This window comes from Pseudomonas pergaminensis, from assembly GCF_024112395.2.
GTDB classification, from domain to species: domain Bacteria; phylum Pseudomonadota; class Gammaproteobacteria; order Pseudomonadales; family Pseudomonadaceae; genus Aquipseudomonas; species Aquipseudomonas pergaminensis.
Genome location: NZ_CP078013.2, coordinates 1,439,522 through 1,454,518, shown reverse-complemented (window position 1 = coordinate 1,454,518; position 14,997 = coordinate 1,439,522). Strand labels below are relative to the sequence as shown.

The 14,997-nt window shown below is 60.0% G+C and carries 12 protein-coding genes; all 12 read right to left on the bottom strand.

Annotation, left to right across the window (positions count from 1 at the left end):
- Positions 1 to 67: 67 nt before the first annotated feature.
- Complete coding sequence (dnaE, locus tag KUA23_RS06515) at positions 68 to 3,589, bottom strand: DNA polymerase III subunit alpha (RefSeq protein WP_252993603.1); 3,522 nt, start codon at positions 3,587 to 3,589, stop codon at positions 68 to 70.
- A 76-nt stretch (positions 3,590 to 3,665) separates the two neighbouring features.
- A complete protein-coding gene (gene rnhB / locus KUA23_RS06510) occupies positions 3,666 to 4,298 on the bottom strand; it encodes a ribonuclease HII (protein WP_078047211.1) in 633 nt (210 codons plus the stop codon).
- Positions 4,295 to 5,434 (bottom strand): lipid-A-disaccharide synthase, encoded by a 1,140-nt coding sequence (lpxB, locus tag KUA23_RS06505; protein ID WP_099493739.1) that lies wholly within the window; start codon positions 5,432 to 5,434, stop codon positions 4,295 to 4,297. Before lpxB ends, rnhB begins: the two co-directional genes overlap by 4 nt.
- A gap of 2 nt (positions 5,435 to 5,436) precedes the next feature.
- Positions 5,437 to 6,213 carry an acyl-ACP--UDP-N-acetylglucosamine O-acyltransferase gene (gene lpxA, locus KUA23_RS06500; protein WP_016976867.1) on the bottom strand — a complete coding sequence of 259 codons (777 nt, stop codon included), beginning with the start codon at positions 6,211 to 6,213 and terminating at the stop codon, positions 5,437 to 5,439.
- Positions 6,210 to 6,650, bottom strand: a complete 441-nt coding sequence (fabZ, locus tag KUA23_RS06495; protein ID WP_003172281.1) for a 3-hydroxyacyl-ACP dehydratase FabZ — start codon at positions 6,648 to 6,650, stop codon at positions 6,210 to 6,212. Before fabZ ends, lpxA begins: the two co-directional genes overlap by 4 nt.
- 111 nt (positions 6,651 to 6,761) lie before the next feature.
- Positions 6,762 to 7,817 (bottom strand): UDP-3-O-(3-hydroxymyristoyl)glucosamine N-acyltransferase, encoded by a 1,056-nt coding sequence (gene lpxD, locus KUA23_RS06490; protein WP_078047209.1) that lies wholly within the window; start codon positions 7,815 to 7,817, stop codon positions 6,762 to 6,764.
- A 3-nt stretch (positions 7,818 to 7,820) separates the two neighbouring features.
- Positions 7,821 to 8,324, bottom strand: coding sequence for an OmpH/Skp family outer membrane protein (locus KUA23_RS06485; protein WP_003219314.1), 504 nt, complete (start codon positions 8,322 to 8,324; stop codon positions 7,821 to 7,823).
- Between the two features lie 45 nt (positions 8,325 to 8,369).
- Positions 8,370 to 10,757, bottom strand: coding sequence for an outer membrane protein assembly factor BamA (gene bamA, locus KUA23_RS06480; protein WP_078047208.1), 2,388 nt, complete (start codon positions 10,755 to 10,757; stop codon positions 8,370 to 8,372).
- Between the two features lie 74 nt (positions 10,758 to 10,831).
- Positions 10,832 to 12,184, bottom strand: a complete 1,353-nt coding sequence (rseP, locus tag KUA23_RS06475; RefSeq protein ID WP_252993602.1) for a sigma E protease regulator RseP — start codon at positions 12,182 to 12,184, stop codon at positions 10,832 to 10,834.
- A 53-nt stretch (positions 12,185 to 12,237) separates the two neighbouring features.
- Positions 12,238 to 13,428, bottom strand: coding sequence for a 1-deoxy-D-xylulose-5-phosphate reductoisomerase (gene ispC / locus KUA23_RS06470; protein WP_252993601.1), 1,191 nt, complete (start codon positions 13,426 to 13,428; stop codon positions 12,238 to 12,240).
- On the bottom strand, positions 13,425 to 14,231 hold the full coding sequence (locus tag KUA23_RS06465) for a phosphatidate cytidylyltransferase (RefSeq protein ID WP_078047205.1): 807 nt from the start codon (positions 14,229 to 14,231) through the stop codon (positions 13,425 to 13,427). Before KUA23_RS06465 ends, ispC begins: the two co-directional genes overlap by 4 nt.
- Positions 14,232 to 14,987 carry a polyprenyl diphosphate synthase gene (gene uppS, locus KUA23_RS06460; protein WP_016974405.1) on the bottom strand — a complete coding sequence of 252 codons (756 nt, stop codon included), beginning with the start codon at positions 14,985 to 14,987 and terminating at the stop codon, positions 14,232 to 14,234.
- Positions 14,988 to 14,997: the final 10 nt, after the last annotated feature.

The window sequence follows — 14,997 nt, the reverse complement described above, 5'->3', positions numbered from 1 at the left end:
TACCTTAAGGGAGAGGCGCGTTTAGGTCGAGATTAAATGTTTAGTCGAGATCAGACATCTCTGACCGTCAACGGTATTGGAGGAAGACGTTGTCTCGCCCGAACTGGTCACGCAAAGCTTGAATCAAGCCATCTGCGGGATCAATTCGCCAGGTCTCGCCAAACTGCAACATGGCCTTGGCGTCATTGCCGGTGTACTCCATGGTCACCGGGCACGCGCCGCGGTGGCGTTTGAGCAGGTCGCCCAACCAGCGTAGCTGATCGCCCTTGAGCGCTTCGGTTTTCACCTTCAAGCGCAAGCTTTCGGCCAAATTGGTGCGCGCATCTTCCATGCTCATCACCCGCTTGATCCGCAGGCGCAGGCCGCCGGAGAAGTCATCGTTGCTGACCTCCCCTTCCACCACCACCATCGCGTCGGTCTGCAACAGCGACTGCGCGGAATGGAACGCGTCGGCAAACAGCGACGCCTCGATACGGCCCGAACGATCGTCGAGGGTGATGAACCCCATCTTGTCGCCCTTCTTATTCTTCATCACCCGTAGGGCGATGATCATGCCGGCGACGGTCTGCGTGTCCCGCGCTGGCTTCAGGTCGATAATGCGCTGACGAGCGAACCGGCGGATCTCACCTTCGTATTCGTCAATCGGGTGACCGGTGAGGTACAGGCCCAAGGTATCTTTCTCGCCCTTGAGACGTTCCTTGAGCGTCAGTTCCTTGGCCTTGCGATGGTTGCCGTAGACGTCTGCGTCTTCTTCGACGAATAACCCGCCAAACAGGTCGGCATGACCGCTGTCATGGGTACGCGCGGTCTGCTCGGCGGCTTTGATCGCTTCTTCCATGGCGGCGAGCAATACCGCGCGGTTGCGGTCGATATTGGCCTGGTAGGCCTTGGGCTCATCATGGAAATACGGGCCGAGACGGTCGAGTGCACCGCTGCGGATCAGGCCGTCGAGTGTCCGTTTGTTGATGCGCTTGAGGTCCACCCGTGCGCAGAAGTCGAACAGGTCTTTGAATGGCCCGTCCAGGCGCGCTTCGGTGATGGCTTCCACCGGGCCTTCGCCGACGCCCTTGATCGCGCCCAGGCCATAGATAATGCGGCCTTCGTCGTTCACCGTGAACTTGAACTCCGAAGCGTTCACGTCCGGCGCATCGAGGCGCAGCTTCATGGTGCGCACTTCTTCGATCAAGGTCACGACCTTGTCGGTGTTGTGCATATCCGCCGACAGTACCGCAGCCATGAACGGCGCCGGGTAGTGGGCTTTCAGCCAGGCGGTCTGGTACGACACCAGGCCGTAGGCGGCGGAGTGGGATTTGTTGAAGCCGTAACCGGCGAATTTCTCTACCAGGTCGAAGATGTTACCCGCGAGGTCCGCGTCGATATTGTTGGTCGCGCAGCCCTCAATGAAACCGCCGCGCTGCTTGGCCATTTCCTCGGGTTTTTTCTTACCCATGGCTCGACGCAGCATGTCCGCGCCACCCAGGGTATAACCGGCCATCACCTGGGCGATCTGCATCACCTGTTCCTGATACAGGATGATGCCGTAAGTCGGCGCCAACACGGGCTTGAGGCCTTCGTATTGGTAGTCCGAGTGCGGGTAAGCCAGTTCGGCACGGCCGTGCTTACGGTTGATGAAGTCGTCCACCATGCCCGATTGCAGCGGGCCTGGACGGAACAAGGCCACCAATGCGATCAAGTCTTCGAGGCAGTCGGGCTTGAGCTTTTTGATCAGCTCTTTCATACCGCGCGACTCAAGCTGGAACACCGCCGTGGTCTCGGCTTTTTGCAGCAGGGTGTAGGTCGGCTTGTCATCCAGCGGGATGAAGGCGATATCCAGCGGTTCCTCACCGACCTTGGCGCGGTCGCGGTTGATGGTCTTGAGCGCCCAGTCGATGATCGTCAGGGTCCGCAGGCCGAGGAAGTCGAACTTCACCAGGCCGGCCGCCTCCACGTCATCCTTGTCGAACTGGGTTACCAGGCCATCGCCCTCTTCGTCGCAGTAGATCGGCGAAAAGTCAGTGAGCTTGGTGGGTGCGATCACCACGCCACCGGCGTGTTTACCGACGTTACGCACCACGCCTTCGAGCTTGCGCGCCATGTCCCAGATTTCGGCGGCTTCTTCATCGACCTTGATGAAGTCGCGCAGGATCTCTTCCTGCTCGTAGGCTTTCTCCAGGGTCATGCCGACTTCGAACGGGATCATCTTCGACAGGCGATCCGCCAGGCCGTAGGACTTGCCCTGCACGCGTGCCACGTCGCGGATTACAGCCTTTGCGGCCATGGAACCGAAGGTGATGATCTGGCTTACTGCGTTGCGGCCATATTTCTCGGCCACGTACTCGATCACGCGGTCACGGCCGTCCATGCAGAAGTCGACGTCGAAGTCGGGCATGGAAACCCGTTCCGGGTTAAGGAACCGTTCGAACAGCAGGTCATATTCCAGCGGGTCGAGGTCGGTAATTTTCTGCACGTAGGCAACCAACGACCCAGCACCTGACCCCCGGCCCGGACCTACCGGTACGCCGTTGTTCTTGGCCCACTGGATAAAGTCCATCACGATCAGGAAGTAACCGGGGAAGCCCATCTGGATGATGATATCCAGCTCGAAATTCAGCCGGTCAACGTAGACCTGACGCTTGGCGTCGTAATCCTCGGTGGTGTCCTTGGGCAGCAGAACGCTGAGGCGCTCTTCCAGCCCGTCGAAGGACACCTTGCGAAAATACTCATCGATGGTCATGCCATCGGGAATCGGGAAGTTGGGCAGGAAGTGCTTGCCCAGCTTCACTTCGATATTGCAGCGCTTGGCAATCTCGACGGAGTTTTCCAGTGCCTCGGGCAGGTCGCTGAACAACTCGGCCATCTCTTCGGCGCTTTTGAGGTACTGCTCCTCGCTGTAGTTCTTCGAGCGACGCGGGTCATCCAGGGCCCGGCCTTCGCCGATGCATACGCGGGTTTCGTGGGCTTCGAAGTCTTCCTTCTTGATGAAGCGCACATCGTTGGTCGCCACCAGCGGCGCGCCCAGCTTGTCGGCCAGGGCCACGGCGGCGTGCAGATGCTCTTCATCGTTGGGGCGGTTGGTACGCTGGACTTCCAGGTAGAAACGATCAGAGAAGACCTGCATCCACTCCTTGGCCAGTACTTCGGCTTCTTGAGGGTTGCCACCCAGCAGCGCGATACCGATCTCGCCCTCTTTGGCGGCCGACAGCATGATCAGGCCTTCGCTGGCCTCGGCGACCCATTCGCGCTCGATAATGATCGAGCCATTACGCTGGCCGTCGATAAAGCCACGGGAAATCAATTCGGTGAGGTTGCGATAACCCACGCCGTTCATCGCCAGCAGGCTGATGCGGCTCAGGGGGTTATCCGGGTCTTTGTTGGACAGCCACAGGTCGGCGCCGCAAATCGGCTTGATACCGGCGCCCATGGCGTTCTTGTAGAACTTGACCAGGGAACACATGTTGTTCTGATCGGTAACCGCTACCGCAGGCATGTTCATGCCCACCAGGGTTTTGACCAGCGGTTTGATCCGTACCAGGCCGTCGACCAGGGAGTATTCAGTGTGCAGGCGTAGGTGAACGAATGAAGCCGGCATAGTGATCCTGTCTAGAAACGTGGAGACAACAAGGCCCGGATTGTACCGGGCCTTGGCAAAAACATCAGCCTTGCGACTAAACCTCGCTGAAGCTCTCGCGCAGCTCGTAAGCCTGGCGCACTGGGGCGAACGAGCGGCGGTGGATCGGCGTCGGGCCAAGGCGAGCCAGGGCTTCCAGATGAACGGGCGTCGGGTAGCCTTTATGACCGCCGATGCCGTAGCCGGGGTAGATCAATTCGAACGCAGCCATTTCCCGGTCACGACTGACTTTGGCCAGGATTGACGCGGCGGCGATGGCAGGCACCTTGCTATCACCCTTGACCACCGCCTCGGAAGGCATGGCAAGCTTGGGGCAGCGGTTACCGTCGATCATCGCCATTTTCGGGGTGATGTGCAGCCCCTCGACTGCACGCTGCATGGCCAGCATGGTGGCGTGCAAAATGTTCAGCTGGTCGATTTCTTCAACTTCAGCCCGGGCGATATGCCAGCTCAGGGCTTTCTCACAGATCTCGTCGTAGAGTTTTTCGCGGCGCGCTTCGGTGAGTTTCTTCGAGTCGTTGAGACCGAGGATCGGGCGGTTTGGATCGAGGATCACTGCCGCCGTGACCACGGCGCCGCACAAAGGCCCGCGCCCGACTTCGTCAACACCGGCCACCAGTTCGTGGGCTTCGGCAACCAGGCTGAAATCCAGGCCCATCTGCGTCGTCATAAGGCTTCCTGTTGCTTGCCGATCAGGGTCAATACGGCGTCGGCTGCCTGGTTCGACGCATCACGACGCAGGGTGCGGTGGATGTCGTCGAAGCCGCGGGTCTGTTCTTCGCCGCCGTCGATCAAGGGTAGTAAAGTTTGCGCCAGGGCCTCGGGCGTTGCATCGTCCTGCAACAACTCCGGCACCAACAGGCGCTGGGCCAGCAGGTTGGGCAGGGAGATGTAAGGGCTTTTGACCATGCGCTTGAGGATCCAGAAGGTCAGCGGCGCCAGGCGGTAGGCCACCACCATCGGGCGCTTGTACAGCAAGGCTTCCAGAGTGGCCGTACCCGAGGCGATCAGCACCGCATCACAGGCGGCCAGGGCCAGGTGTGACTGACCATCGAGCAAGGTCAACGGCAGGTTGCGACCTTCCAGCAGTGTTTCGATCTGCGCGCGACGTTGCGGGCTGGCGCAAGGCAGCACGAAACGTATGCCCGGCTTCAAGGCCAGCAGACGTTCGGCAGCATCGAAAAACACCGAGGCCAGTCGCCCCACTTCGCCACCACGGCTGCCAGGCATCAGCGCGACCAGCGGGCCGTCGGGCAAGCCCAGCTCGGCACGCGCGGCCGCGCGATCAGCCTGCAGGGGAATCGCGTCGGCCAGGGTATGCCCGACAAACCGCACCGGCACGCCCTTTTCTTCGTAGAACCGGGCCTCGAACGGCAGCAAGGTCAGCATCAGGTCGCAGCCCTCGCGGATCTTGAGCACGCGCTTCTGCCGCCACGCCCAGACGGACGGGCTGACGTAGTGCACGGTCTTGATGCCGGCCTGGCGCAGTTTGAGTTCGATATTGAGGGTGAAGTCCGGCGCGTCGATGCCGATGAACACATCGGGCTTTTCTTCGATCAAGGTCTGGATCAGCAGCTTGCGACGGGCCAACAACTCGCGCAGGCGACCCAGCACCTCGACCAGCCCCATGACCGACAGACGCTCCATGGGGAAGTAGGAGGTGAGCCCTTCAGCCTGCATCAGCGGGCCGCCGACACCGATGAATTCCACCGCCGGGTGCTGGGCCTTGAGGGCCCGCATAAGGCCTGCGCCCAGAATGTCGCCGGAAGCTTCCCCGGCCACCAGCGCGATACGCAGATTAGCCATGATTAGCGGGTGATGCCGCGAGTCGACGCCTGGATCGAGTCGCGGAACACCGCGACTTCCGGGAACAGCGCTGCCGGCTCGGCCAGTTGAGTCAACGCCTGGTCGACCGTGAGCCCTTGACGATAAACCACCTTGTAGGCACGGCGCAGGGCGTGGATCGCGTCTTCGCTGAACCCGCGACGGCGCATGCCTTCGAAGTTCATGCTGCGGGCTTCGGCCGGGTTGCCGAATACCGTAACGAACGCCGGAACATCCTTGCCGATGGCAGTGCCCATGCCGGAAAAGCTGTGGGCGCCGATATGGCAGTACTGATGCACCAGGGTGAACCCGGACAGGATCGCCCAATCGTCAACGTGCACATGGCCCGCCAACGCGGTGTTGTTGACCAGGATGCAGTGGTTGCCAATGACGCTGTCGTGACCGATATGGGCATAGGCCATGACCAGGTTGTGATCACCCAGCGTGGTCTCGGCCCGGTCCTGCACAGTGCCACGGTGAATGGTCACGCCTTCACGGATGATGTTGTGATCACCGATTACCAGGCGTGTCTCTTCACCCTTGTACTTCATGTCCGGGGTGTCTTCGCCTACCGAGGAGAACTGGTAGATGCGATTGTGTTTGCCAATGCGGGTCGGACCCTTGAGGATCACGTGCGGCCCGATGACAGTCCCCTCGCCGATTTCCACACCTGCGCCGATGATCGACCAGGGGCCGACCTCAACGTCGGCGGCCAGAACGGCCGACGGATCGATGATTGCGCGAGGGTCAATCAAACTCATAGTTTGCGTTCCGCACAGATGATCTCGGCGGAGCACACCGGCTTGCCGTCCACCGAGGCCTGGCATTCGAACTTCCAGATCTGGCGCTTGCAGCTGATGAACTTGGCTTCCAGGATCAACTGGTCACCCGGGGTCACCGGGTTGCGGAAACGCAACTTGTCGGAGCCCACGAAATAGTAAAGCGTGCCGTCGGCAGGCTTGAGGTCGAGCATTTTGAAACCAAGGATACCGGCAGCCTGGGCCATCGCTTCGATGATCAACACGCCCGGCATGATTGGATGCGCGGGAAAGTGACCGTTGAAGAACGGTTCGTTGATGCTGACATTCTTATAGGCACGAATGCGCTTTTCCTCGACGTTGAGGTCCACTACACGGTCCACCAACAGGAACGGGTAACGGTGAGGCAGGTATTCGCGAATCTCGTTGATGTCCATCATTTCGGGGGGAAGCCTGTAATAAAGATTGGGGGCGGGCGAACTAAAAGCACGCCCCGCTAGCAAATCAAGGAGGCAGTCTAGCGGCTGTGCACACTTGATATGGAAATGGTATCAGCCTTCTGATGAAGCATTACCGCCAGGGGTCACGTCCCCAACACGCTTTTCCAGCTGTTTGAGGCGTCGAGCCATGTCGTCGAGCTGCCTCAACCGTGCTGCACTCTTGCGCCATTCAGCCGCAGGCTGCATGGCGGTACCGGACGAATAGGCCCCGGGCTCGGTAATCGAGTGGGTGACCATGGTCATGCCGGTGATGAAAACGTTGTCGCAAATTTCGATATGCCCCACCAGCCCAACGCCACCGGCGAGCATGCAGTGCTTGCCGATCTTGGTGCTGCCGGAGATACCCACGCACGCCGCCATGGCGGTGTGATCGCCAATCTGTACGTTGTGGGCGATCTGGATCTGGTTGTCGAGCTTCACACCGTTACCGATCACGGTATCGGCCAGGGCCCCGCGATCGACAGCCGTGTTCACGCCAATTTCCACGTCGTCGCCGATCAGTACGCCGCCGACCTGGGCAATCTTGTTCCAGATGCCCTTGGCATTGGCAAAGCCAAAACCTTCACCGCCGATCACGGCACCCGACTGGATGACGACGCGCTCACCGATACGCACATCGTGGTACAGGGTCACGCGCGGTGCCAGCCAACCGTCTGCGCCAATCTCACAGCGCGCGCCGATAAAGCAATGGGCACCCACGGTGACACCCGCCCCAATGCGTGCGCCGCTCTCGATCACCGCAAAGGCGCCGACGCTGGCCGCAGGGTCAACCTGGGCATCATCGGCGATCACCGCAGACGGATGAATACCGCTGGCGGCCTTGGGCTTGGGATCGAACAGGTGCGACACCCGCGCATAAGCCAGGTAGGGGTCAGGCACCACCAGCGCATCCCCGGCAAACCCTTCGGCGTCAGCAGCTTTCAGCAACACGGCTGCGGCTTGGCTGTCGACCAGGTATTTACGGTATTGGGGGTTTGCGAGGAAGCTCAACTGAGCTGGGCCAGCCTCCTGCAAGGTGGCTAGCCCAGTAATTTCTTTCTCCGGGGAGCCACGCAAGGTGGCCCCCAGGAACTCGGCCAACTCGCCGAGCCTGATAGTCGCGGTCATGGCTTACTTCAGCTGGTTCATGCGCTCGATCACCTGGCGGGTGATGTCGTATTGAGGCTTGACGTCGATTACAGCGCCACGCTCAAACACCAGGTCAAAGGCACCTTTCTTGATGACTTCTTCCACAGCGCTGTCGAGTTTCGGCTTCAGCTGTTTCAGCATTTCACGGTCAGCAACAGCCTTGGCTTCGTTCAGCTCCTTGGACTGGAACTGGTAGTCACGGGCCTTTTGCTTGAATTCAAGCTCCAGACGCTCGCGCTCGCCTTGCTGCATCTTGTCGCCACCGGCAACCAGGCGGTCCTGGATGCCCTTGGCGCTGCTTTCCAGGGTCTTGAGCTTGGTCAGTTGCGGACCGAACTTCTTCTCGGCGTCCACGGCGTACTTCTTGGCCGCATCGGATTCCAGCAGGGCCATCTGATAGTTCAGCACGGCGATTTTCATTTCGGCGAAGGCCGGGGTCGCTACCAGCACGGTTGCCAGCAGAACCAATTGAGTCAACTTACGCACGATGTACTCCTACAGAATCCGTTGTCGTTATCTTGGGTCAGACGCTTAGAACGTCTGGCCGAGGGAGAATTGGAAAATCTGGGTTTCAGCGTTATCCGGTTTCTTGATCGGCATGGCCAGAGCAAAGCTCAATGGGCCAAGCGCAGTCACCCAGGTCACACCCACACCCACGGAGCTTGCCAGGTTACTGAGGCTCACGTCGTTGCACTGTGTGTCGGACTTAACGCCGCTCGGGTTACGGATCTGCTCGCACTTGGAGTCGAACACGTTACCCACGTCCCAGAATACCGACGTACGCAGGGAACGCTGATCTTTCACGAACGGCAGCGGGAACAGGATCTCCGCACCACCCTGGATCAACACGTTACCACCGAACGGCAGCGGGTCATTGTCAGAGTCAGCCACAGTACCCTGGTTACCGGTTACACCCACACCACGGCTTGGTGTACCACGTGGGCCCAAGGTGCTGTCCTTGAAGCCACGTACGGAGTTGAAGCCACCCGCGTAGTAGTTCTCGTAGAACGGTAGACCATTGGTGGAACCATAACCATCGCCATAGCCCAACTCGGTGTGCAGGCGCATGGTGTAATTGTCGCTCAACGGCGTGAACAGCTGGCCACGGTAGTCGAGCTTGAAGAACGACAGGTCACTGCCCGGCGTGGTGGTTTCCAGGGTCAAGCTCTGGGAATGACCACGGGTAGCCAGTACACCTTTGTTCAGGGTCGACTCGGACCAGCCGGCAGACGCCTTGAAGTTCAGGAACTTGTCGCCTTCACGACGGGTGAAGTCAAAGATTTCGTCCACGGTGTATACACCGGTCTTGATCTCATCCTGTTGCGCAGTCAGGCCGAAGGTCAGGCGCGAGGTCTCGCTGATCGGGTAACCAACGTTGACACCGGCACCGAGGCTGTCGATCGCATAGCTTGCAACGTCAACGTCGAGGTCTTTGTAGTCGGTGGTGCGGTAGAAGGCGTTGTAGCCCAGGCTCACACCGTCAGCAGTCCAGTAGGGGTCGGTGTAACCGAAGTTGTATCGGCTCTGGTATTCGCTTCGCGTCAGGCCGATGGACACACGGTTACCGGTACCCAGGAAGTTGTTCTGGGTGATCGAACCACCGAGGATCAGACCGGCGCTCTGTGCGAAGCCGACACTGGCGGTGATGGAACCCGATGCTTGTTCTTCAACGGCGTAGTTCACGTCGACCTGGTCATCCACACCCGGTACAGCCGGGGTTTCGACGTTGACTTCCTTGAAGAAGCCCAGGCGCTCGAGACGGGTCTTGGACTGGTCGATCAGGTAGGTCGACGCCCAGCCACCTTCCATCTGACGCATTTCACGACGCAGTACTTCGTCCGCAGACTTGGTGTTGCCGCGGAAGTTGATACGGTTCACGTAGGCACGCTTGCCCGGGTCGACGACAAAGGTGATGTCCACGGTGTGGTCATCATCGTGCGGCGTCGGTACGCCATTGACGTTGGCAAAGGTATAGCCTTCGTTACCCAGGCGGCGGGTGATCAGTTCGGAAGTGGTGGTCATCAGCTTGCGCGAGAACACCTGGTCTTTCTGCACCAGCAACAGCGCCTTGACCTGGTCTTCAGGCACTTTAAGGTCGCCGCTCAGTTTTACGTCACGAACCTTGTATTTCTCGCCTTCGTTGACGTTGACGGTGATGTAGACGTGCTTCTTGTCCGGGGTGATGGACACCTGGGTCGAAGCGATATCCATATTGATATAGCCACGGTCCAGGTAGTAGGAACGCAGGCGTTCCAGGTCACCGGAGAGTTTTTCACGGGCGTACTTGTCATCGTTCTTGAAGAACGACAGCCAGTTGGTGGTCTTGAGTTCGAACAGGTCGATCAGGTCGTCATCAGCGAACTTGGTATTGCCCACCACGTTGATGTGCTGAATCGCCGCCACGGTGCCTTCGTTGATGTTGACCTTGAGGCCGACACGGTTACGCGGCTGCGGGACCACTTCCGTTTCCACGGTCGCAGAATAACGACCCTGGGCAACGTACTGGCGTTGCAGCTCGTTACGCACACCTTCGAGGGTGGCGCGCTGGAAGATCTCGCCTTCGGCCAGGCCGGATTGTTTCAGACCTTTCATCAGGTCTTCAGTAGAGATCGCCTTGTTGCCTTCGATCTCGATACTGGCGACGGAAGGTCGCTCGACCACGGTGATGACCAGGACGTTACCTTCGCGACCCAGTTGGATGTCTTGAAAGAAACCGGTTTTGAACAGCGCACGAGTGGATTCCACCAGGCGACGGTCATCAGCCTGTTCCCCAACGTTCAACGGCAAAGCACCAAAGACGCTACCTGCGGAAACCCGCTGGAGGCCGTTGACGCGAATATCGGAGATAGTGAAGGACTCGGCGTGAACTTCGGCGATCATCAATACGGTGAGAACCGCAGTTAGCAGCAGACGTTTCATGAAGTCCTTTCTTATTCCAACTGGCAATAAACAAACTGCCGCAAAATGCGGCAGATTCGCAATTCAGCGAAGCGTTACAGTCGACCCAGATCGTTGACCAAGGCTAATAACATCACCCCGACCACCAAACTGATACCGATCTGTATCCCCCAACCCTGCACCCGATCCGACAAGGGACGACCACGCGCCCACTCGACCAGATAAAACAACAGATGCCCCCCATCCAATACTGGAATGGGCAGCAAATTCAGAACGCCCAGGCTAATACTCAGATAAGCCAGGAAATTCAGGAAATCCGCGACACCCGACTGGGCAGAAGCGCCCGCCACTTTAGCAATGGTTATCGGTCCACTCAAGTTTTTTACCGAGAGCTCGCCGAACAACATTTTCTTGAGGGATTCGAGGGTCAGCACGCTCATGGTCCAAGTGCGTTTCGCACCCTCGCCAATCGCCGCCAACGGCCCGTAGCTCACCTCGCGCACCATCGATGGCGGCCAGTCGACACCTTTGACCCCGGCACCCAGGTAACCCCCGGCCGCCTTGGCTTCCCCACGAACCGACAAGGTCACAGGGACGTCGATTTGAGCACCGTCGCGCTCAACTTTCAGCACAATTTTGGTATCAGGCCGTACACGAACCAGATCGACCACCTGCTGCCAGTCACCCAATGGCTGGCCATCGAGGGCCAACAGGCGATCGCCGGTCTTGAGGCCGGCGGCCTGGGCCGGACCTTTCGGATCCAGCTCGGCAAGCACCGGTGGCAGGGCCGGACGCCATGGACGTATGCCCAGGGACTTGATCGGGTCAGGCTCGTCAGCGCCCTTGAGCCAATGGTCGAGGGCCAGTTCACGCGGGGTCTCGGTGGTGGAATCCTGCTCGCGCACCACGACATTGACGATGCCGCTTTCACCCAGGCGACGCACCAACTGCAAATTGACCGCGCCCCAACCGGTGGTGGGTTCGCCATCAATGGAAACAATTTCTTGCCCGGCAACCAGCCCGGCCTTGGCGGCAATACTGTCTGACTCGACCGCGCCGATCACCGGACGGACCTGCTGGCTGCCCAACATGGCCAGGACCCAGAAGAACACCATCGCCAACAGGAAATTGGCGATCGGGCCGGCAGCGACAATGGCGATACGCTGACGAACGGTCTTGCGGTTGAAGGACTGGTCCAACTGATCCGCCGGAACTTCGCCTTCACGCTCATCGAGCATCTTGACGTAGCCGCCCAACGGGATGGCCGCAATCACGAACTCGGTGCCACGGCGGTCGTGCCAGCGCACCAGCGGCATGCCGAAACCGACGGAGAAGCGCAATACCTTGACGCCGCAACGACGCGCCACCCAGAAGTGGCCAAATTCGTGGAAGGTAACCAGCACACCCAGAGCAACCAGGGTGCCGACAATCATGTAAAGCGCACTCATCTAATTTCTCCGCATTCCAATCCAGTGCCTGAAGGCTCAAAGCCGCCTGCAGACTAACGCGCGTTGCGGTTCAACCATTGTTCCGCCAGGGCCCGAGCCTTGGCATCGGCCTCGAATACCGCCCCCAGGTCGCTCACCGCCACGACCGGCTCGAGCGCCAGGACGTCCTCGATGATACTCGCGATCTGCGGAAAGCGGATGCGCCGTTCGAGAAACGCCGCCACGGCCACTTCGTTGGCCGCATTCAGCATCGCCGGCGCGCTGTTACCCGCCTCGGCCGCTTGCCGCGCCAGGCGCAGGCAAGGAAAGCGCTGCTCGTCCGGCGCCTCGAAATCCAGGCGAGCCACGGCGAACAGGTCCAGGGGCGCCACGCCGGAATCAATCCGCTCCGGCCAGGCCAGCGCATTGGCAATCGGCGTGCGCATATCGGGGTTGCCCAACTGCGCCAGGACCGAACCATCCACGTAGTCGACCAGGGAATGAATCACACTTTGCGGGTGAATCACCACCTCGATCTGATCCGGGCGTGCATCGAACAGCCAGCAGGCCTCGATCAACTCAAGGCCCTTGTTCATCATACTGGCCGAATCCACGGAGATCTTGCGCCCCATGGACCAGTTCGGGTGAGCGCACGCCTGGTCGGGCGATACGTGCTCCAGCTCATCCAGTGGTGTTTGCCGGAACGGACCACCCGAGGCGGTCAGCAGGATTCGACGCACACCCACCTGGCTCAAGCCGCGCGCGTAGTCGCCGGGCATGCACTGGAAGATCGCGTTGTGTTCACTGTCGAGGGGCAACAGCACGGCGCCGCTTTTGCGCACCGCCTGCATGAAGAGTGCGCCGGACATGACCAGCGCTTCTTTATTGGCCAGCAGGATCTTCTTGCCAGCGTCAACGGCCGCCAGGGTGGGACGCAGACCCGCAGCGCCTACGATAGCCGCGACCACAGTGTCTACCTCGGCATCGGCCGAAACCTGGCACAACCCCTCCTCGCCCACCAATACTTGAGTCGCGAGCCCGGCAGCCCGCAGATCATCCTGCAGCCCCCGTGCCGCAGCGGCTTCTGGCACCACCGCGAAACGCGGCGCATGGCGCACGCACAAGGCCAGCAGTTCGCTCAGGCGGGTAAACCCGGTGAGTGCGAAGACCTGGTAGCGATCAGGGTGACGCGCAATCACGTCCAGGGTGCTCAGCCCCACCGAGCCGGTTGCCCCCAGCACGGTCACTTGTTGCAGGCGGCTCACGAAGCAGTCATCCACAGCAGGACAGCAAAGATCGGGATGGCTGCGGTCAAGCTATCGATGCGGTCCAGCACACCGCCATGACCCGGCAGCAGGTTACTGCTGTCCTTGATCCCGGCCTGGCGCTTGAACATGCTTTCAGTGAGGTCACCCACCACCGAAATGAACACGACGATGGCCGTGGCCAACAGCGCCAGGAAAATCTCCTTCGCCGCCCAGCCACGCACGATACCGACGACCAGCGCGATCACCAGCGTCAACGCCAGCCCGCCATAGACCCCTTCCCAGCTCTTGCCCGGACTGACCGCCGGCGCCAGCTTGCGCTTGCCGAAGGCCCGACCGGAAAAGTAGGCGCCGATATCAGCCCCCCAGACCAGCACCATGACCGCCAGGATCAGCCAGTTACCCAGTGGATAACGCTTGATCTCCACCAGCCCTTGCCATGCCGGCAGCAGGATCAGCAAACCGATCACCAGCTTGCAGGCAACACTGGACCATTGGCTGCTGGTGCGCGGATAGGTCAACACCAGGAACGTTGCCAGCGCCCACCACAGCACCGCCGCCCCCAACACCCACGGCGCAATGTCCGGCAGGATGTACAGGAGAAACGCCAGGGCAGCCACGACCGCGGCATACACCACGCGTGGCAACTGGGCACTGAAACCCGCCAGGCGCGCCCATTCCCAGGCACCGAGGGTGACGACCAGGCCGATAAACAGCGCAAAGCCGGAACCGTCGAGCAGGAAAAACCCACACAAGGCGATCGGCAACAGGATCAGTGCTGTGATGATTCGTTGTTTAAGCATTTAAACCCGGGCTCCAGCTTCGATCTGCTCGCTCGTTTTACCGAAGCGACGCTGACGGGAAGCGAAATCGGCCAGCGCATTGCGCATGGCATCGTGTTTGAAGTCCGGCCAGAACAGGTCGGAGAAGTACAGCTCGGTGTAGGCCAACTGCCACAACAGGAAATTGCTGATGCGGTGCTCGCCACCGGTACGGATGCACAGGTCCGGCAACGGCAGGTCGCCGGTGACCAGGCAGGTTTGAAGCAGTTCGGGCGTGATGTCATCGGGCCGCAGATGACCGGCCTGTACTTCACGCGCCAGGCGTTGTGCGGCCTGGGCGATGTCCCACTGGCCACCGTAGTTGGCTGCGATCTGCAGCACAAAGCGGTTTGCGCCAGCAGTGATAGCCTCGGCTTCGCGCATGGCAGCTTGCAGCTCCGGATGGAAACGTGAGCGATCGCCAATGATGCGCAGGCTGATGTTGTTGTCGTTGAGGCGCTTGGCCTCACGACGCAGGGCCTTGAAGAACAGGTCCATCAAGGCACTGACTTCTTCGGCGGGCCGCTGCCAGTTCTCACTGGAGAAGGCAAACAAGGTCAACACTTCGACCTTGGCCTCGGCACACACCTCGATCACAGCCCGTACCGCATCGACACCCGCTTTATGCCCGGCAACACCCGGCATAAAGCGTTTCTTCGCCCAGCGATTATTCCCATCCATGATGATCGCGACATGGCGCGGCACCACAGAGGGTACAGTCTGCTTGGTCTTTTCCATGAAGGTGTCC